This window comes from Bacillus sp. AFS031507 (assembly GCF_002584635.1).
Taxonomy (GTDB): Bacteria; Bacillota; Bacilli; order Bacillales; family Cytobacillaceae; genus Neobacillus.
In genome coordinates this window covers 159,761-177,762 of record NZ_NUOW01000002.1, presented here as the reverse complement: position 1 = coordinate 177,762, position 18,002 = coordinate 159,761, and the positions used below count along the sequence as shown (strand labels likewise).

The 18,002-nt window shown below is 38.1% G+C and carries 22 protein-coding genes; 15 read left to right on the top strand and 7 right to left on the bottom strand.

Going from position 1 to position 18,002, the window contains the following annotated elements; translation table 11 throughout:
• The first annotated feature begins 90 nt into the window (after positions 1-90).
• A complete protein-coding gene (locus tag COE25_RS02725) occupies positions 91-504 on the top strand; it encodes a YugN-like family protein (RefSeq protein ID WP_088089450.1) in 414 nt (137 codons plus the stop codon).
• A gap of 1 nt (position 505) precedes the next feature.
• On the opposite strand, the gene COE25_RS02720 is transcribed toward COE25_RS02725, so the two are convergent.
• The gene (locus tag COE25_RS02720; protein ID WP_098930813.1) at positions 506-1,492 is read right to left on the bottom strand and encodes a potassium channel family protein; all 987 of its coding nucleotides are present in this window, start codon (positions 1,490-1,492) and stop codon (positions 506-508) included.
• Positions 1,493-1,733: 241 nt separating this feature from the next.
• On the opposite strand from COE25_RS02720, the gene COE25_RS02715 reads away from it, so the two are divergent.
• From COE25_RS02715 to COE25_RS02695, 5 genes are all read left to right on the top strand, one after another.
• Positions 1,734-1,895, top strand: coding sequence for an aspartyl-phosphate phosphatase Spo0E family protein (locus tag COE25_RS02715; protein ID WP_088089448.1), 162 nt, complete (start codon positions 1,734-1,736; stop codon positions 1,893-1,895).
• 135 nt (positions 1,896-2,030) lie between these two features.
• The gene (locus COE25_RS02710; protein ID WP_098930811.1) at positions 2,031-3,707 is read left to right on the top strand and encodes a DUF6044 family protein; all 1,677 of its coding nucleotides are present in this window, start codon (positions 2,031-2,033) and stop codon (positions 3,705-3,707) included.
• A gap of 20 nt (positions 3,708-3,727) precedes the next feature.
• Positions 3,728-4,768 carry a glycosyltransferase family 2 protein gene (locus COE25_RS02705; protein ID WP_098930809.1) on the top strand — a complete coding sequence of 347 codons (1,041 nt, stop codon included), beginning with the start codon at positions 3,728-3,730 and terminating at the stop codon, positions 4,766-4,768.
• Positions 4,719-5,168, top strand: a complete 450-nt coding sequence (locus COE25_RS02700) for a GtrA family protein (RefSeq protein ID WP_098930807.1) — start codon at positions 4,719-4,721, stop codon at positions 5,166-5,168. Before COE25_RS02705 ends, COE25_RS02700 begins: the two co-directional genes overlap by 50 nt.
• Positions 5,169-5,281: 113 nt before the next feature.
• Complete coding sequence (locus COE25_RS02695; RefSeq protein ID WP_098930805.1) at positions 5,282-5,908, top strand: LysE family transporter; 627 nt, start codon at positions 5,282-5,284, stop codon at positions 5,906-5,908.
• A gap of 34 nt (positions 5,909-5,942) precedes the next feature.
• Here the strand turns inward: COE25_RS02695 and COE25_RS02690 are convergent, their stop codons facing one another.
• Both COE25_RS02690 and COE25_RS30495 read right to left on the bottom strand, forming a co-directional pair.
• Positions 5,943-7,298 (bottom strand): amino acid permease, encoded by a 1,356-nt coding sequence (locus COE25_RS02690; protein ID WP_098930803.1) that lies wholly within the window; start codon positions 7,296-7,298, stop codon positions 5,943-5,945.
• A gap of 16 nt (positions 7,299-7,314) precedes the next feature.
• On the bottom strand, positions 7,315-7,476 hold the full coding sequence (locus COE25_RS30495; RefSeq protein WP_180247404.1) for a hypothetical protein: 162 nt from the start codon (positions 7,474-7,476) through the stop codon (positions 7,315-7,317).
• Positions 7,477-7,706: 230 nt separating this feature from the next.
• On the opposite strand from COE25_RS30495, the gene COE25_RS02685 reads away from it, so the two are divergent.
• Positions 7,707-8,465: a yteA family sporulation protein gene (locus tag COE25_RS02685; protein WP_098930801.1), complete on the top strand. Its 759-nt coding sequence runs from the start codon at positions 7,707-7,709 to the stop codon at positions 8,463-8,465.
• 50 nt (positions 8,466-8,515) lie between these two features.
• On the opposite strand, the gene COE25_RS02680 is transcribed toward COE25_RS02685, so the two are convergent.
• Positions 8,516-8,734, bottom strand: a complete 219-nt coding sequence (locus COE25_RS02680) for a YozQ family protein (protein ID WP_098930799.1) — start codon at positions 8,732-8,734, stop codon at positions 8,516-8,518.
• Positions 8,735-8,833: 99 nt separating this feature from the next.
• Here COE25_RS02680 and COE25_RS30490 point away from each other — a divergent pair, with 99 nt between their 5' ends.
• The 7 genes from COE25_RS30490 to COE25_RS02655 all read left to right on the top strand — a co-directional run bounded on the left by COE25_RS30490 (position 8,834) and on the right by COE25_RS02655 (position 13,481).
• Positions 8,834-8,974 carry a hypothetical protein gene (locus COE25_RS30490; protein WP_179195942.1) on the top strand — a complete coding sequence of 47 codons (141 nt, stop codon included), beginning with the start codon at positions 8,834-8,836 and terminating at the stop codon, positions 8,972-8,974.
• 107 nt (positions 8,975-9,081) lie between these two features.
• Positions 9,082-9,978: a cation diffusion facilitator family transporter gene (locus tag COE25_RS02675; RefSeq protein WP_098930797.1), complete on the top strand. Its 897-nt coding sequence runs from the start codon at positions 9,082-9,084 to the stop codon at positions 9,976-9,978.
• Between the two features lie 226 nt (positions 9,979-10,204).
• Positions 10,205-11,143, top strand: coding sequence for a magnesium transporter CorA family protein (locus COE25_RS02670; RefSeq protein ID WP_088089439.1), 939 nt, complete (start codon positions 10,205-10,207; stop codon positions 11,141-11,143).
• A gap of 166 nt (positions 11,144-11,309) precedes the next feature.
• Positions 11,310-12,530: a helix-turn-helix domain-containing protein gene (locus COE25_RS02665; protein WP_098930795.1), complete on the top strand. Its 1,221-nt coding sequence runs from the start codon at positions 11,310-11,312 to the stop codon at positions 12,528-12,530.
• A 17-nt stretch (positions 12,531-12,547) separates the two neighbouring features.
• Complete coding sequence (locus tag COE25_RS30485; protein ID WP_168245543.1) at positions 12,548-12,697, top strand: hypothetical protein; 150 nt, start codon at positions 12,548-12,550, stop codon at positions 12,695-12,697.
• A 113-nt stretch (positions 12,698-12,810) separates the two neighbouring features.
• Positions 12,811-12,972: a hypothetical protein gene (locus COE25_RS30480; protein WP_179195941.1), complete on the top strand. Its 162-nt coding sequence runs from the start codon at positions 12,811-12,813 to the stop codon at positions 12,970-12,972.
• A 110-nt stretch (positions 12,973-13,082) separates the two neighbouring features.
• Positions 13,083-13,481: a cytosolic protein gene (locus COE25_RS02655; RefSeq protein WP_098930793.1), complete on the top strand. Its 399-nt coding sequence runs from the start codon at positions 13,083-13,085 to the stop codon at positions 13,479-13,481.
• Between the two features lie 264 nt (positions 13,482-13,745).
• Here COE25_RS02655 and COE25_RS02650 read toward each other — a convergent pair whose 3' ends face one another.
• Positions 13,746-14,720, bottom strand: coding sequence for a nuclease-related domain-containing protein (locus COE25_RS02650; protein ID WP_098930791.1), 975 nt, complete (start codon positions 14,718-14,720; stop codon positions 13,746-13,748).
• Between the two features lie 285 nt (positions 14,721-15,005).
• On the opposite strand from COE25_RS02650, the gene COE25_RS02645 reads away from it, so the two are divergent.
• On the top strand, positions 15,006-15,845 hold the full coding sequence (locus COE25_RS02645) for a pirin family protein (protein WP_098930789.1): 840 nt from the start codon (positions 15,006-15,008) through the stop codon (positions 15,843-15,845).
• 48 nt (positions 15,846-15,893) lie between these two features.
• Here the strand turns inward: COE25_RS02645 and COE25_RS02640 are convergent, their stop codons facing one another.
• Positions 15,894-17,405: an MDR family MFS transporter gene (locus COE25_RS02640; RefSeq protein WP_098930787.1), complete on the bottom strand. Its 1,512-nt coding sequence runs from the start codon at positions 17,403-17,405 to the stop codon at positions 15,894-15,896.
• Between the two features lie 211 nt (positions 17,406-17,616).
• Positions 17,617-18,000 (bottom strand): VOC family protein, encoded by a 384-nt coding sequence (locus COE25_RS02635; RefSeq protein ID WP_098930785.1) that lies wholly within the window; start codon positions 17,998-18,000, stop codon positions 17,617-17,619.
• Positions 18,001-18,002: the final 2 nt, after the last annotated feature.

The following is an 18,002-nucleotide window of genomic DNA, read 5'->3' as shown; positions in this document are numbered from 1 at the left end:
TGATAGTAAATAAATCAGTTCTCTTTTTTTTATTGAAATTTACCTGATTTGGAGAAACTATTTGTATCGATAATTAGGGGGTAAATTTTTATGATTGAGGTACCATCAAAGGTGGAAGGTAAGCAGTTTGATTTGTATAAGCTTGAAAAAAAGTTAAAACCAATTGGCTATACGATTGGCGGGAACTGGGATTATGATCATGGTGCATTTGATTATAAAATTAATGGTGGTGAAGAAGAAGGCTATCAGTTCTTGCGCTTGCCCTTTCAAGCGGTCGACGGGCAGCTTGATGCTAATAATTGTACAGTTAAGCTAGGGAGACCGTTTCTATTGTCGCACCTATTTGAGGCGGAACTAGATGACGAAGCAGGAACAGGCACCTTTTCTGGAACCATCAATCAGTTTCAGGAGCCTGTCGATAAGGATGCTAGCTTTCCTCAAGCATATATCGATGAGGGGAAAGCATTGGTACAGGAATTGGAAATGCTGCTCCTAGCTGATTAGGCTATTTAAAAATTAACAGTTGATCATTTTCTTCGATTGGCAAGGAGTGGGATGGATTCAGCAAGGTTTCATCCCCTCTTTTAATCCCAATCAGAAGGAAGCCCTTTTTTAAAAGGATATGGCAAACATCGCTGAAGGGCTTTCCAATCTCCTGCTCCTCGGCTCGATAGGAGGACAATCGACTTTCCTGTAACTCATGAACAATGTTTGATAAGAGTCCATTCCCATTTGAGTGCAGGCTGTTAACCATAAAAACACTTGTCAGTTTATTGGATTGTATGACTTCGTCGGCACCAGCTCTATAGGCGTTGACCACTTGCTCTGCCGTTAATATTTCAACGATACATTTTACTTGAGCACATATCCCTTTTATCGTTAGTAAGGTAAGAATACTGTTCATATCTGCTTGGAGTTCATCGTTTCCTCTGTCAGCAGTAATCAGCACCTTCTCCGCTCGATTGATATCACTTTTGATGATCGTTTCATCGACATGGCCTTTCCCTTGGATAAAGTGGACAAACCGGGATTTCACTGGGTTTGATTCAAGTGTTTCATCTATTAAAACAATCATTTGTGTGTATTTCGTGTTGGTAAGCTTACTTATTAACTCTTTCGACCGTTCATTCCAACCGATAATGATGATATGGCCCTCGCCTTTAAAAGGAATTCTCCCTTCGGAAAAGGCATCTTGTTTCGTAACGGCAGCGGCTGCCAATGTTCCAAAATAGGAGGAAACAAATCCAACACCTAACAGTATTAAAATTAACGCTGTTAGTCTTCCTAAGAAGGAATGTGGTACATAATCGCCATACCCGACTGTTGATGCAGTAATAATGGCCCACCAAATGCCATCAAAAATGGTGGGAAACGTATCAGGCTCTAAAAAATGAATGGATATTCCAAATGAGAGAAACACTAGCAACGCAATTAATAGAATTCGAACGAGGAGCGGTAAACGCAAGAAACTGATATATACTCTGTTCGGCACAAATGTCACCTCTTTTCTCGTGATCTAGCTCCATCACTTAGATTTTTGCTGAAACAGTTATTCCTATTATTGACGAAAAAGAATCGATCTAATAGGACTACTTGATAATTTTAAAAATAGGTCAATGTTCACAAAAGATACGAATATTTTTCTCTAATCTACTTGTATTTAATGCTTAAAACTTATAAATTATGGTTATTAACATTAGTATAGTTACAACATAGAAAGAGGGTTGAGTTACATGGGGATTGGTTTGAATACGCTACTATCAAAAATTGAAAAAACAAGGTCAGAAATGGTTGAATTAGCGCATCTTTACGGTTATTCTAATCCAAATGTAGTACAATGCAGCCAGAAACTCGATTCTCTATTAAATGTCTATTATAATTTTCGAGAACATTAATTCATGTCCACAATATAAAACCTTCCGGTAAACCCGGAAGGTTTATTTTTGTTAAATGGGAATAATATTTTCCCAATAGGCAAACGTTAAAACGGAATTGTCCTTTTTAAGTTTTGACCTACGAGGTGAAGAAGAGTGCTTATTGAAACCAAAAAAGAGCAAAGATTCATCATCATTGCCCTCCTTGTAATAGCTGCCTATCTTTCTCCACTTTTTATTCTCCAGGAAAATGCACATATTCGTGTTCATGATAATCTTGATTCGAACCTGGCATGGTATAAGGTTTTAACGAGAAGTGGAGAAATGTTCGGCCCTGTTAATGCAACCATTCCCCAAATCATCAATGGACAATTATCGAGAAATGCCTTTGGGACCGAATACAGTATCATTGTCTGGCTTTACGCACTTTTCCCAACAATGATCGCCTATGGTTTAAGCCAAGCTCTCACAAGAATCGTAGCTTTTTTTGGCATGTATTGGCTCTTAAAAAAACACTTTTTACCTGGGGAGAAGTGGCTGTTTTTACAAATTGGAACCGCTCTTGCCTTTGCCTTGACGCCTTTTTGGCCGTCTGGGATGCTGAGTACATTGGGAATGCCGCTTGCACTATGGGCACTTCTTAACATTCGTAACGGTGAGGGAGCATGGACGGATTATTTGGTGCTCACTCTCTTACCATTTTATGCAAGCATTGTTTTAGGATTTTTCTTTTTTTTAACGGCCATGGGGTTCTTTTGGTTAACTGATTGTTTAAGAGGGAAGGGATGGAATCTTCGCTTTTTGGCAGCCATTATTTATATGACAGTTATTTTTATGTTAGTTGAATATCGGCTTATTTTTTCATTTCTATTAATTGATGAACCGAATAGTCGAGATGAGTATTTGAATGCAATCTTGCCTTTTTGGAGATCGGTTAGGCTTACCATAAAAAATTATCTGCTCGGACACACCCATGTGATGACGGTTCATACACTTTTTATCTTACCTGCAATCTTTACTGCCATTTGGATTGTCTTTAGGAAAAAGCTTTGGAAGCAGGAGAGACTATTTGTTTTCTTATTCTTCTTAAATATTTTGTTATCGGTTTGGTATGCTTTTTGGTTTTATGAAGGATGGCTGCCTCTAATCAAGCGATTCCATTTTTTGGGTACTTTTAATTTCGCCCGTTATCACTTTTTACGGCCGATGGTGATTTATGCATGCTTTGCACTTGCATTAAAAGTCATTTCGCTTCAAGGAAAGAGCTGGGCTAGAACAGCTAAGTGGTATGTCGTCTTGCAACTTCTCTTTTTGGGACTATTTAATGATGAAATCATTTATCGGGAAAAGCCTACTGTCAAAGCATTTTTTGCTGAGGAAATGTTCCATGAAATAGAGGAATATATCGCACTTCCAAAGGAAGAATATCGTGTTGCCAGTATAGGAATACACCCAGCCATCTCTCAATATAACGGGTTTTACACACTGGATACCTATAATAATTTTTATCCATTAACCTATAAACATCAGTTTAGGAAAATAATTGAAAGGGAATTGGCTAAAAATAAAAAGGTTCGCACCTATTTTGATAAATGGGGAGGCCGTTGTTACATCTTTACCGCACAGCTTGGAAAACATTATATGATCAAAAAAGATTCTAAACGTCATTTGAAACATTTAGAACTGAATACGGGTGTCTTTAAAAAAATGGGAGGCCGCTTTATTTTTTCGGCACTGCCTATCGATAACGCAAGGGAAAATCAATTATTGCTAGTGAAAGTATTTGAATCGAAAACATCAGCATGGAAAATTTATCTATACAAGACTTTGTAGACAGCGGGGGTTTTAAACAGATGATGGAACCAGTTCTTACAATTGTTGTGCCTTGCTATAACGAGGAGGAGGTTTTACCTTTGACCATTGCTGAACTTCAGCAATTGGTGAAAGAGCTGATTAACGATAGGCTTGTTTCTAAACAAAGCAAAATCTTGTTTGTTGATGATGGAAGTCAGGATCGAACATGGGAATTGATTTATAAAGAGGGATTAAGAAATGAATTTGTACGGGGCTTAAAATTATCGAGAAATGTAGGTCACCAAAATGCATTACTTGCTGGTTTATTTACAGCAAAGGATCTTTCTGATTGCGTTGTATCCATTGATGCAGATTTACAGGATGATATCAAAGTAATCCGTGAGTTTGTCCTGAAATTTCATGAAGGGTATGAAATTGTTTATGGTGTTCGAAAAGGGCGGGACACGGATACTCTCTTTAAACGAAGTACTGCCCAAGGCTTTTATAAGGTCATGGAAAAGATGGGAGTTGACCTCGTTTATAATCATGCCGATTTCCGATTAATGAGTAAAAGAGCAGTGCAAGAGTTAGAACGTTTTAGCGAAGTCAATTTATTTTTACGTGGGATTGTTCCTCTCCTTGGCTTTCGCTCGGATGTAGTTTATTATGACAGGCTTGAGAGGCAAGCGGGTGAAACGAAATATCCGTTAAAAAAGATGCTCGCCTTTGCTTTTGACGGAATTACCTCCTTCTCTGTTTCGCCGATTCGCTTTGTGTTAATCATCGGATTGGTTTCTTTTTTCTTGAGTCTATTCTTTGGAGTCTATTTTTTAACGCTAAAGTTTTTTGGGAATACCGAGACGGGCTGGACGTCACTGATTACTTCGATCTGGCTTATTGGCGGCTTGCAGTTAATTGCGATCGGATTAATAGGCGAGTATGTTGGGAAAATCTATAAAGAATCAAAACAGCGTCCAAAGTATATTGTTGATATCGATTCATTTAATCTGGCAAAACCAAGGCACCATTTGCTTAATCCAACAGTAGAGGATGAGTTTTATAATCTTGACCTTAGACAAATATCTGAAACCAACAACTAACTCACTTGTTCGATTTCTCCTTGTAGGCATTGTAAATACAATTATTGGTTTGACTTTTATGTTCTTTCTTCTTAACGTTGTGGGCTCTTCCTACTGGACATCCACGTTTGCAGGAAATGCGATCGGGGCATGTGTAAGCTTTTTATTAAATCGGACTTTTACGTTTAAAAGTAATGTTTCCTTCCATAGAGGTCTGCCCAGGTTTTTCGCGCTTCTTTTTATTTGTTATTTTTCCGCCTATTTCTGTAGTGAGAAATTGGTCGAGTTGGCAAGTCAATTTGTTCTTCTTAGCACGTCTATTAAGGAAAGTGTTTCCGTTCTATTAGGCAGTAGTTTGTATACAATAGCCAATTATCTTGGACAAAAGTATTTTGTCTTCAAAAATCTAAAAACAGCGTGATAGTTTTCCTGAAGTATTAGTAAGCTCATTTTATTTTTTTGTCGTACAAACCTATTTCTCTGAATAAAAATGGATAGACAAGCTTCTACTCATTTATTAGGGGAGAGATATGGATGAATGTATTTTTGAGCTACATACTTTTAGGATTGTCACTAGCGGCTCCTATTGGACCGATTAATGCCGCGCAAATAGACAGAGGCATTAGAAACGGTTTTATGAACTCGTGGCTTATTGGAGTAGGGGCAGTTGTCGCAGATGGCATATATATGTTTGTTGTTTACATAGGAGTTGTCCAATTTCTTGAGACTGCATTTATGCAAACCTTTCTCTGGTTTTTTGGTTGTTTTGTACTGATGTATACAGGCATAGAAACCTTTATGAATGCAGGCAAGATAAATTTAGAGTATTCCCGAGGGAAGGAACCGCTGATCAAATCTTTTTTTTCTGGGTTCCTAATGTCGATATCCAATCCGTTAACCATTCTTTTTTGGTTAGGTATTTATGGGTCTGTACTTGCCAAAACAGCTGCAACCTATAATACTGGTCAATTAGTGATTTATAGCAGTGCAATTTTTATTGGACTCTTAATCTGGGATATTGCGATGGCAAGTGTTGCTAGCAGCTTCAGACAATTTTTAACAGCCCATTTACTTGTAGTCATTTCCTGCCTATCTGGTCTTTCATTGATTGGCTTTGGGATTTATTTTGGCATGCAAGCTTTTAATATTTTACTTGGATAACAAAAAAATCCAACGAAAAAACTCGCTGGATTTTTTATGCGGTTGGCCAAGGGTTCAGTACTTTTTTCTTAGACTTTTTCCATTTGAACGACATTATTAAGGTAATTGCTCCAATAATCACAAGAAAGGCTAAACTAATAAAAAAGCCGGGCCTGCTTGTTTTGTGAAAAAGTGTTCCACTGACAGCAATTAAAATAAATAGGGCACCAATTGAATACATTATTTTTTCCTTCAGCTTTAACTCTAAGATTTTTCTGGAGGATGCAAGGATAAAGAGCCAATTATAAAGCAGCATTAATGCTGCTCCTGTTGTCACCCACTCATAAATTTGATCTGGCAATACCAGCGCGGATACAATCGAAGCAGTAATTCCAAGCATTGTAACTAGCAGTGCAGGGAGGGGAACCTTTAATTTTCCCTGTTTTGAAAAACTTGCAGGTGCATCGCCTTCTTCTCCAAGGGTATCAAGAACGCTTGTAACGCCATAAAGAGATGCTGTCATTGTCGAAAACCCTGCTATAATTAATGCAGCATTAAATAAATGCGGAACAAAAGTTAGATGGTAAGCATCTAAGGCAACCACAAATGTACTTTCCTTTGTATTAAATTGATTCCATGAAACGATAATGACCGCTAGGCCGATCGAAATAACATAAATAACCATCAGCGTAAACAACATCACTTTTCCTGCTTTTGGAGCCTCTTTTGGATCTTTTAAATTTGTCGCCATTAAACCTAAGATTTCTATTCCCCCGAAGGCATAGAAAGCAAATATTACAGCCGACCACAAACCTTTAAAGCCATGTGGAAGGATTTCGCTTTTACTATTTGGGTACTGTATCGGGCGATCCCCATTAATGACCCCAAAAATGGCTAGCAAAGCTATAATGATAAACATTAGTATTGCTGAGATTTTTAAGATGGCAAGAATATTTTCGAGCTTGTTTAAAACTTTTACTCCAATTAAAATAACGACTAATCCTAAAACAGCGTATATTGTGGCGAAAATCCATAAAGGTATTTTTGGAAGCCAGAAACGAGAAAAAATGGAGAGGGCAGTCATTTGGCTTCCCATAATTAGCACCTCTGAGGACCAGTAAACCCAGCCGCTGCTAAATCCTGCCCATCTTCCATAGGCTTTCTTGGCATACGATCTAAAACCGCCCTTAAGCGGCTCTTGGGAAGTCATCTTTGACAGAGCATCATAGACAAAATAGGTACCAAGGGCAGCGATCATAAACGCAACTAAAATAGATGGGCCAGTCATCTTAATTGCTAAACCAGAGCCAAGGAAAAAACCAGTCCCAATTGTGCAACCCACTCCAAATAAGGAAAGCTGCCACCATTTCATATCGTTTTTTTCGCCCGCACCGGCTTTAGATTTACTCATTGAAATTCTCCTTTAACTAAATATCCCGTCCGGTTGCTCCTGGTGATTTGTCGGTATTATCTTGATTATTATATTCTGGATCATTAAGGCCTGGCTTTTGCGTTTTGTTACCACCTAAATATACTGCTTGATGTTCCTTTTGCTCTTTTCTGAATTTATCAAAGTTTTCATTAACCACATTATCTCCTCTTTTCTCCTAATTGATATTTATTAAGATACTCGCCTGTTCAATTCTTATTCAGTTAAAAATTGATGCATTAGTTAGGTTTTTGATGGAATTAAATTTTCATTACATAATCAACCACGAAAAAAATGAAAATATAGGAGAACGAAAAAAATAAAAACAATAAATGGTGAAATAGATCGAGTAATAAATAATTGCGCTTTTCATTGAAAGGGGTTTATGACATGTTATCGACACAGCAGTTAGCTGAGTTACGGTTACAGTTGTTACAGGAAAAGAGTGAAGTGGAAGGGCATTTAGAACAAAATGATCATTTTGGATTAGAAAGAGGTCATTTTCATGAGTCAATGGGGGAGTTATCCAGCATTGATAACCATCCAGCCGATGAAGGAACCGAATTATATGAACGGGAGAAAGATATTGCTTTAAATGAACATTATCAATTTGAACTAAGAAATATAAATCATGCCTTAGAAGCGATGGAAAATGGAACCTATGGAAACTGTGAGGTATGCGGAAAGGAAATACCGTTAGAACGTTTAGAGGCCTTGCCCAATACAACCTATTGTATCGAGCACAGCCCCGATCAGGTTACTTCACACAAACGACCAGTTGAAGAAGGCGTTTGGATGCCGCCATTTGGTAAGTTTGATATGGATGAAAAGGACGAAAATGTTGGTTACGATGCGGAAGATTCATGGCAGGAGGTTGCAGCCTGGGGAACATCCGAAACTCCATCCGATTTAGCCTTCCCACAGGATAGTTATGGTGATATCTATTCTGAAGCAGACGAAAACATTGGCTATGTCGAGGACTATGAAAATTTTGTTGGAAATGACATGTATGGAAATGAAATCAAGGTTTATCCAAACCCTCAGCATGAAAAATATGAAGATGCCCTTGATGAGGAAGGAATCATGACAAGCTTTGGGGATTTACCTGCATTTGAACACGACCCTTACGTTGATCATGATGATAAATGATGGATAAAAAAAAGAAAACAGCTTTCAAGTGAGAGCTGTTTTCTCTAATTTTATTGTTTATCATAGCCTTTTTGTGGAATGGGGATATCCTTTCCATTTACATCATCAATCACAGCACCAATTTCACCTTCAGTATACGTGTCACTAGCTTGCTCATGTGTAGTGGCAAGCCCGGCAGAAAGGTCATCCGATTCTTGATAATAACTTGGATGATAGAAACTACCTGCCAATTCTTTCTTTGGATTAGCTTTCTGATTCTTATTGTCCATCTTAATTCCTCCCTTTTCGTGTTTGATACAAGGGTATTTTTTTCTTTTTTTGACAGGATTACTCCCAATAAAAAATATATCTCAAATGGAGGTTACATTATGAACGAAAAAAATGAATTCCCATCTCGGGAAGAGTTAGACGAAGCTTTTCATTTTCTGCATGACCAAATCAATAAAATTTCTGTTGTTGAAGAGATCGAAATGGTAAAAGAGGAAAATCAAGGTGAAGAAGGATTATGATTTTGCATATGCCCAACATAGATTAAAGCAGGCAAGACTTTTTCTATAGACCCATCTAGGTTACGTTTGCTATGATTTCTAGAGGTAATTTTAAAGGTGGTTTACTTATGGAGATGAGAGAAACTCTGGCTAAAAAAGTAGCCTGGATCAGTGTAATCAGTAACATTATTCTTACATTAGGAAAAATAGTCATTGGTTGGTATGGACATAGTGACGCGGTCTTTGCTGATGGAATCCACTCTGCCGCAGATGTATTTGCATCTGTCATTGTGCTGTTAGTGATTAAAATTGCTAATAAGCCTGCCGATAATGAACATCCTTATGGACATGGGAAGGCAGAAGTCATTGTTTCAGGCATTATTGGTATATTGCTTTTTCTCGTCGCCATTTATGTGGTTTACGAAGGCATCAGCGGTTTCTATCATCAAGTGGAATCACCTAGCTTTCTGGCGATGTGGGTTGCCCTATTTTCATATGTAACCAAGGTTATTTTATACCGCAGTTCATTAAAGGTTGCGAAACAGAATAAGAGTAAAGCCATTGAGGCAATCGCCTTTGACCATAAAGCAGATATTGTCGCATCAATAGCTGCTGCAATCGGGGTTCTCCTTTCCATCGCAGGGAACCGATTCGATATCCATTTTTTACTATATGGGGATAAGGCAGCCAGTATTTTTGTCGCTTACTTAATTTTTAAAATAGCGAAGGAAATGTTAACAGAGGCATTTGACATCTTACTCGAACGTAATATTAATACAGAGACACTTCAGGAATACATCGCTGTTGTTAACGAGTTCCAAGAGGTAAAACGAATTGACCGAATTAGAGCAAGGGAACTGGGTCATTATGTATTGGTGGATTTACGTATAGCAATCGATCACTATAAAACGATCAAGCAAGGGCATGACCTCGCAAAATTAATTAAACAAAAATTGATGGATAAATTTGACAACATTCAGGAAGTTTTAATTCATTTAAATCCCTATTTTGAGGAAGATGAATAATTCCAAAAAAACTCCTTTGTACTTTCGATGATTTGGGTTTATGATAGGAAAGGATATATAAAAGGTTAGAGGGAGTTGATATTTTTGAGTTATTCCGTAGACCCGGACCCAAGTAGGCGAGGGGAAGTCAATGTTATCTTTGAATGGATTGAATTGAATATCAAGAATATCAACTCTAGAAAAGGTTGTTGGCTTCCTCAAACAAAATGAGTGAGGAGGTTTTGCCATGCTGGAAATTTTTAAAAGCACGGAGACAAAAGTTTTAGAACAAGTAGATGTCATCTCAAAAGGCTGCTGGGTCAATATGTATGCCCCAACACAAGAAGAAATTAATAAGGTATCCATGGATGCTCAAGTGGATGTTGATATCATCAAAGACGCCCTGGATGATGAAGAACGCCCGAGGATTGAACGTGATGATGGCCGGGTCTATATCATTGTCGATTTTCCCTACATTGTTCATGATGAAGATGGTTTTGCTGGTTATGAAACCATTCCAATCGGCATTATTCTTACGGACGAATGTATCATTACCGTTTCCTTAAAAGATACACCGATTTTAGAAGAATTTCGGAAAAACAGAGTGAAAGAGTTTTTTACGTTTAAAAAGACACGCTTTGCATTGCAAATTCTGTTTGTCATCTCTTCTTATTATCTTCGGTACTTAAAGCAAATTAACAAGAAGACAAATGAAATTGAACGCGTTGTTCATCAATCGTTAAAAAATAAAGAGCTATTCGCCTTTCTGGCTTTAGAGAAAAGTTTGGTTTATTTTACGACCTCGTTAAAGTCAAATAAGGTTGTTCTCGATAAAATTTTACGCTTTAACTATTTAAAAATGTATGAAGAAGACAAGGACTTATTAGAAGATGTTATTATTGAAAAAACACAGGCGATTGAAATGGCCGAAACCTATCGCTCGATCTTAACAGGTATGATGAATGCCTTTGCATCGATTATTTCAAATAACTTAAACATTGTAATGAAATTCTTAACTTCCATTACAATTATTTTATCCTTCCCAACGATGGTAGCGAGCTTTTATGGGATGAACGTTGATATCCCATTCCAGCATGCTACTCATTCCTATGCAATACCACTAGTAATCTCTGCTTTTTTAACAAGTTTAACAGCCTTCGTTTTTTGGAAAAAGAAATATTTTTAGATTTACCAGTCCTTCGGAGGGCTGGTTTTTTTGTATATTGTAAAAATTTTCCCAAGTATTAAGTGGTACTAAAATTTTATTTTTCTAATAATCTGAAAAGTATCTGTATGAAATACTCATATTGTTGTAAAATAGTGAAAAAAGGAAAGGCGCGCTGGGTGGCATTATGGAATTTGGAGCCCTGATTAAATTCTATCGAACTCAAAGAGGAATGACACAAGCAGAGCTTTCCAAAGGGATTTGCTCTGTCCCGCATTTAAGTAAAATTGAGAACAATTCAAAAGAAGCAAACGAAGCAACAATTTCCCTGTTACTCAAGCGGCTAAACATAAGCCTAGAAGAAATGGAGGAAAAAGAAGAAGAAATAAAGATCTTACTAAGAAGGCTAGACGGTAAGATTAATTTTTATCTAAGGGATGAAATAGAAGAAAATTATCAGAAACTAGTGAAAATAGAACACCTCATCCCATTCTCCAAATATATGTATATCTACGAGCTATATAAATTTAGATATCTTATATTTAAGGGACTTGTTGAAGATGCAGAGCATCAAAGAGCTCTTTTATATAAGCAAAAGAAAAATTTTTCCCAACATGAAGATTATTTATTTCGATACTATCATGCGATATTCTTAATGTGGAAGGGTCAATATCAAAATGCGGATGATATCCTCGATGTTTTACATACAGAAAATAATAATGAAGCATCAAGTGGGGAATTTCTCTATCATCGATCACTTGTAAAAAGCTCACTTGAGCAATCAGGACATGCTATTCATTTTGGTAAGATGGCCCTGCAAATATTCATGAATCAGCATAACTTCATCCGAATTCTCCACACACTTATGCTGCTCGGGATTAATTATACCCACTCCAATATATATGAGGAAGCCCAGGAGTGTTTTCAGCACTTAATCCGTAACGCAGAATTATTTAAGAAAGATAAATTACTTCCCCAGAGCTATCATAATATGGGCCATTTGCAATTTAAAATGAAGAATGCAAAGGAAGCTCTGTACTATTATCAAAAAAGTTTGGCTTTGCAGCCAAACAAAAATCAGCACTATCTAGTCACATTACATGCGATTGGGGAGCTGTACCATTCACTTAACTCCATCGAAAAAGCAAAAGACTGCTTCCAAGAAGTTAACTTATTGTCAAAAGAGCTGGGGGTTAAAAAATATAGACTCTTGGCGGAATTTTATCTCCTCCACATGACCTCGCCAGCAAAAGCGTTTAAATATTTGGAATCTAAGGTAATTCCCTATTTTGAAGAGGAAAATGAACATAGTGATGACCTAACCTGTTTTTATAAAATGCTTGCAGATTATTACAATCAAAAGGGTCTGGTTGTTGATGCAGTTACTTATTTAAATAAAATAACTTAAATCGGAGGAGGCTTTATATGAAAAAGTTTGTTGTCATAATGTTTTCAATCTCACTGATTGCTCTTTTTACTTCAACTAAGGATGTGAAAGTGTCAACGTCAAGCAGTGACGTGGCCTATTCAACTGAAGGACCTGCATATCATCCCATTCAACCGCCAATTGGCTGATCGTTATCAAAAATCCCTGAACTGATCAGGGGTTTTTTTTTGAGGATTGGAATGTTAATTAAAATTAAGGCAGACAATACTAGGAAAATATTATTATGAAAGAGGTGATAAAAATGAAAAAAGAAAAATCTCCGAGTGAGAAAAATGAGGGGAAATCAGTCGACGAACTTTACGGACTGGAACCGAAAATGAGTTTACAGTCAGTTAATTTCGCTCCAAGTGAAAATACACTCTTAAATGAACATTTTGAAGGGGAAGAGAAACAGTGTGATTAATGATGTCACCTTTTTATCTATTTTTAGCTGATTAGGAATGAAACGTGCTTGAATTAGGGCATGCTATTGACATGTGTTTTTTATTACGGAAAAGAATGAAGGAGGAAAACATGAAATCATTTGTTGTCGGATTCCATCAAGAAGATAATGTAGATAGCATGCAGATCCAAAAACTTAGTCAAGAAGATTTTACGAAAGCCACGGAAGGCGGAACAAGGCATTTATTTGAGCTCGACACAAACATTGGTCTATTTGTGTTTTTTGATGCTGAAGATGAGGACGGGGACCTCTCATATATGGTATTGCATTATGAGGAAGACAATGAAGACCCAGTTGGCTGCTATTCCTTCCAATTGAAGGACTTTTACGAATTTATGGCGCTATTCTTAAATGACATGGAGTTTAATGAGGAACCAGACGATGAGGACGAGGAAGAATATGGCCCGATTCATCATTTAGCCCATCTTCTCTTCCATGTAGTCGAAGAAGGCAAGGATCTCGAGGTATAACGAGGGGGCATTTTCTGAAAAAAATGCTCGCTTTCCTCAATATTATGGTAGAGGACACCTAATTTAGGTGTCCTTTATTGGTTTTGATCGATATATTCCTTTATTGGGTTAATTCAAGTGTTGCATTTTTGATTTATGGGCGAATTTCTTCGTTCAATGGGCGAATCTACAGAATTAATGAGCGAATTTAGGCGTTGAATGGGCGAATTTCGCAACTTTATGAGCGAATCATTTTTACCCTGTTAATAAATTTGAAATTAAAACTCACTCTGGGAAGCTCTTTGGAGCATAGGACCAGGATCTGTACTTTCCAAGGCATTGCAGATTACAAGATAGCAGTATTCTTTTTGCTACATCCCGTGATTTTATATGAGTAAATTCCCGAAACTGCCTATTTGTTATCGTCGGACCAAACAGCAGAAAATAATCGTTCAGTGCGTTAATATGTGCATCCTTTGAAAAAGTATCGCAGGCAGGACAGTACCATTTTTGGTTCTTACGGACAAGGGAATGATTAGAGTGGGTAGGACAGTGGACACCCGTTAACAGGTCACATTTCTGAATACCATATTTATTCAATACATAGCTTGTTGGAATGGTATTCTTTTTCACGAGGAGACGGCAAAGCTTACGGAGGTCTTTAGCGGACAGTTGCGGTTTCGGATATTGTTTCTCTAAAAGGGTAATTTTGTTTAAGAAGACGTCGGCCTTACATACTCGAGGTTTAACTTTGTGGGCATTTTTTCCTGTAACAGCATATGTAGTATAGCTATTACTAATCACCACTAAATATTCAACTGGAACTGGAGAGAAATGATGTTCAGCAAGAAGTTTCTGTAAGTATTTTTGATGTCTTTCTCCCTGAGCAATCGGATAACCGTATCCTTTTTCAATACCATTGTTGATTTGAATAAACTGTTCATTTTCAGTATCAAATATTAACTTTCCGGCCATGTTTTTTACATCGATTGCAAGGGCAAATTCAGGTGCTAGAAGAAGGGTATCGATTTGGCAGTTGTAGTTACCATCAGGTAGGTTTAAATCGTGGAGGATCATATATTTCTGCTGTGGAAGGTCACGATAATAGTAATCGAGCGATTTCTCACCAAGGTAGCCGGCCTGCCTCCTTCCTAGCTCTTCTAAAATTTGTTGGTACTTTTGGTGACTGTATGGGAGTCGCCGCAGTAAAGATTCTAATATAAGCATAATTAAAGGTTTTGTCCGTTCTTTTATTAGCAATATTAACACCCCTCTCAGTTTATGAATGAATTCAAGTAGAAGTATAGAAATTCCTGCCGAATTTTATCGATTTTTGTAAAATATTTATCCGAATATATTTCAATGAGTGATTTTCGGAGTTCAATGAGCGAATCCCGGTATTTAATGAGCGAATTTCTAGTATTAATGAGCGAATCCCGGTATTCAATGGGCGTATCTCTTTTTTGCACATAACAATCCTTAAATTTGAAAAAGCATCTCGATAACGATACCATTATCATAATTTACAAAGGGAGGGTACAAAGGATGAGTGAAATTTTCCAAAGGGGTATTGACCGTGTTTGGACGGTACAGCATCACCAGAATAGTCCGATACATACAGCGGGAATGGTTTTGGATCCAAATCAAATGAAAGAGTCAGATCCATTTCTATTTCTAGCAGAAGATTTTTTTAAAAAAGGTACCTTTGATTTCCACCCGCATCGTGGGATTGAAACAGTGACTTATGTGATTGAGGGAAAACTTGAGCATCAGGATAATAAAGCGGGACGGGGGGAGCTTGAGCCTGGTGATGTCCAGTGGATGACAGCCGGAAAAGGTGTGATCCATATCGAAGACCCGGCTGAAGGAGAGACCGTTCATTCCTTGCAGCTATGGGTGAACCTGCCGCGTGAGCACAAAATGGCAGAACCGCGTTATCAAAATCTCCGTGCCAAAGACATGCCAGTGCGCGAAGAGGATGGGGTATTAATCAGAATCTTTTCCGGTTCATCAGGCGGCATTCAATCGACAACGAAAAATTATGTTCCGGTGACAATGGTTGAAATCAACTTACAACCAGTAGCAACCACTACCCAGGATCTTCCGGGAGACTACAAGGGCTTCATGTATGTTTTAGAAGGAAAAGGTCAGTTTGGAAAAAGTAAGACAGAGGCCGAAAAAGGCCATGTGCTTCTGCTAGGAATAGGCGATGCGGGGCAAACCAGTGAAGTTACTATTACCGCCAGGGAATCTCTTCGCGTGTTGTTATATGCAGGAAAACCACTGAATGAGCCAATCGTTGCGAGGGGACCTTTTGTCATGAACACCGAAGAAGAAATCCGCCAGGCCTATCGCGATTATATGGACGGGAAGTTTGCAGAATAAGATAACAAAAATAAGCACTTGGGATAAAATCGCCCAAGTGCTTAACTATTATCCTTTTACCTGTTTCTTACTGACTTCTACCCGGGCATTGCCCATGAAAAAGATGGTAATCGCCGCAATCGCAATGGGAATCAATGTTAGCAAAAAGGTATGTGTGATTGAATCCGACATCGCGTGAACAATTTTATCTAAAATAAAATCTGGAATTTTTGAGCGTTCACTCGCTTGGAAAATTTGGCGTGGATCGCCCATTTTAAAATCTCCTGCACCCTGCATGCCTTTAAACGCATCCTTCAATTTATCCGTAAACAAATTGTTTTGCAGGCTTCCAAAGATCGTTACCCCAAGTGTCATTCCAAATGACCTTAAAAATGAGTTTGTTGAGTTGGCTGTTCCGCGGTATTGAGGCTCCAAATTGTGCATGGAAGCAGTTGGTAATAAAGAAAAGGAAAAACCAACCCCGAAGCCAACCAAAATCATATAAATCGTCAGCAAGGAACGAGCGGTATCAACAGTCAAGGTGCCTAGGAAATACATGCCAAGAACGTATGAAATAATCGAAACAATCATCAAATTGCGGTAGGAGGTTTTCGTCAAGAAAATACCGCCCACCGAACTCCCTGCAACAGACCCGAGCATCATTGGTGTTAAAATCAATCCAGCATTCTTAGCCGACCCACCATAAACCGCTTGAACGAAGATCGGTATAAACACGGTTAAAATAATAAACGTACCGCCGTATAAAAAGGACAAAATTTGCGAGGTGGCAAATAAGCGCCTTTTGAAGAGCCAAAGCGGTAAAATCGGTTCAGCAGCCTTTATTTCAGCAATGAAAAAGGCCACAAAAAAGACGAAAAAGCTTGCAAACAAAGCGATGATTGGAGTAGAATCCCAAGCATATTCTTTCCCGCCTAGCTCAAGGGCAAACATTAAGCTCACCACCGAAATGACCAGTGTTATCGCCCCAAGCCAATCAACCCTTTGCTTGGAATGCTGTAATGATTCATGATAATAACGAACAATTAAGTAAATCGATACAATTCCAATTGGCACATTCACATAGAAAACCCAGTGCCAACTAATATAATCAGTTATGTATGCCCCAAGTAACGGCCCTAAGACACTGGATGCTCCGAAAACTGCCCCCAACAAACCGGTCATTTTCCCGCGGTTTTCAGGTGGGAAAATATCAAAAACAATCGTAAAAGCAATCGGCATCAGGGCTCCGCCGCCGATCCCCTGAATGGCACGGAAAATACTTAATTGAACGATGCTCTGGGCAATACCGCATAATGCCGAGCCAATCAGAAAGACGATGAGTCCAAAAATAAAAAAGCGTTTCCGTCCGTACATATCGGAAAGCTTACCGAAAATAGGCATTCCTGCCATTACCGCTACCATATAGGCAGAGGTGACCCAAATAAATTTATCAAATCCGCCGAGGTCTGCTACGATCGTAGCCATCGCCGTAGCTACGATCGTATTGTCCATAGCTGCCATTAAAATTGCTAACAGTAAACCAGCAACGACTGGTTTAAGATTCGTATCTTTTTTAATCATAAAATTTCCCCTTACTCTAGAAAATGATAAGTAATGAAACCGCTCCTTGTAAGTATTTTCAAATATTTAGTAATTACCAAGGCTAATGATAATCAAGTTAAACCAATTTTAAAAGGATGGGTTTAGACTGTCAATTTTTATGTGAAAACCATCTTATACTCACAATGAAGAAAAGGGACTCAGCTGCTGAGTCCCTCTCTTTTATTTAAACTTAACGTTGGAAAAACTCGACTTTTTCACCATCGGGTCCTTGCACAAAGAAATTACGATACCCATTCGGAAGTGTCACGATCTCATCACTAATGAAAACAACGTTGACGCCCTTTAAACGGTTGAATTCCTCTTCTATATTGTCCACTAAAAAGGCGATGTGATTAACTTTCCCTTCAGTTGGAAGGTCGGGATTTCCACCATACACTAATTCTAATTCTGTTTCGTCTGACCCATTGAACCCAAGGAAGGCTAAATTTATCGAACCGTTTGCAATCGTAAATTGGTCTTTTAACTCCATCCCAACCACTTTTTGATAAAAAAGAAGTGAGGCATTAAGGTCATTTACCATTACGCCGACATGGTCCATTTTCTTCACTGCCATCT

Coding starts and splice junctions, on each gene's coding strand:
- COE25_RS02680 (WP_098930799.1), bottom strand. CDS start 8,734: ATGGACAATAAGAATCAGAAAGCTAATCCAAAGAAAGAATTGGCAGGT.
- COE25_RS02655 (WP_098930793.1), top strand. CDS start 13,083: ATGAAATCATTTGTTGTCGGATTCCATCAAGAAGATAATGTAGATAGC.
- COE25_RS02700 (WP_098930807.1), top strand. CDS start 4,719: ATGAGTTTTATAATCTTGACCTTAGACAAATATCTGAAACCAACAACT.
- COE25_RS02690 (WP_098930803.1), bottom strand. CDS start 7,298: ATGAGTAAATCTAAAGCCGGTGCGGGCGAAAAAAACGATATGAAATGG.
- COE25_RS02645 (WP_098930789.1), top strand. CDS start 15,006: ATGAGTGAAATTTTCCAAAGGGGTATTGACCGTGTTTGGACGGTACAG.
- COE25_RS30490 (WP_179195942.1), top strand. CDS start 8,834: ATGAACGAAAAAAATGAATTCCCATCTCGGGAAGAGTTAGACGAAGCT.
- COE25_RS02635 (WP_098930785.1), bottom strand. CDS start 18,000: ATGGCAGTGAAGAAAATGGACCATGTCGGCGTAATGGTAAATGACCTT.
- COE25_RS02705 (WP_098930809.1), top strand. CDS start 3,728: ATGATGGAACCAGTTCTTACAATTGTTGTGCCTTGCTATAACGAGGAG.
- COE25_RS02715 (WP_088089448.1), top strand. CDS start 1,734: ATGGGGATTGGTTTGAATACGCTACTATCAAAAATTGAAAAAACAAGG.
- COE25_RS02685 (WP_098930801.1), top strand. CDS start 7,707: ATGTTATCGACACAGCAGTTAGCTGAGTTACGGTTACAGTTGTTACAG.
- COE25_RS02725 (WP_088089450.1), top strand. CDS start 91: ATGATTGAGGTACCATCAAAGGTGGAAGGTAAGCAGTTTGATTTGTAT.
- COE25_RS30485 (WP_168245543.1), top strand. CDS start 12,548: ATGAAAAAGTTTGTTGTCATAATGTTTTCAATCTCACTGATTGCTCTT.
- COE25_RS30480 (WP_179195941.1), top strand. CDS start 12,811: ATGAAAAAAGAAAAATCTCCGAGTGAGAAAAATGAGGGGAAATCAGTC.
- COE25_RS02675 (WP_098930797.1), top strand. CDS start 9,082: ATGGAGATGAGAGAAACTCTGGCTAAAAAAGTAGCCTGGATCAGTGTA.
- COE25_RS02665 (WP_098930795.1), top strand. CDS start 11,310: ATGGAATTTGGAGCCCTGATTAAATTCTATCGAACTCAAAGAGGAATG.
- COE25_RS02640 (WP_098930787.1), bottom strand. CDS start 17,405: ATGATTAAAAAAGATACGAATCTTAAACCAGTCGTTGCTGGTTTACTG.
- COE25_RS02670 (WP_088089439.1), top strand. CDS start 10,205: ATGCTGGAAATTTTTAAAAGCACGGAGACAAAAGTTTTAGAACAAGTA.
- COE25_RS02695 (WP_098930805.1), top strand. CDS start 5,282: ATGAATGTATTTTTGAGCTACATACTTTTAGGATTGTCACTAGCGGCT.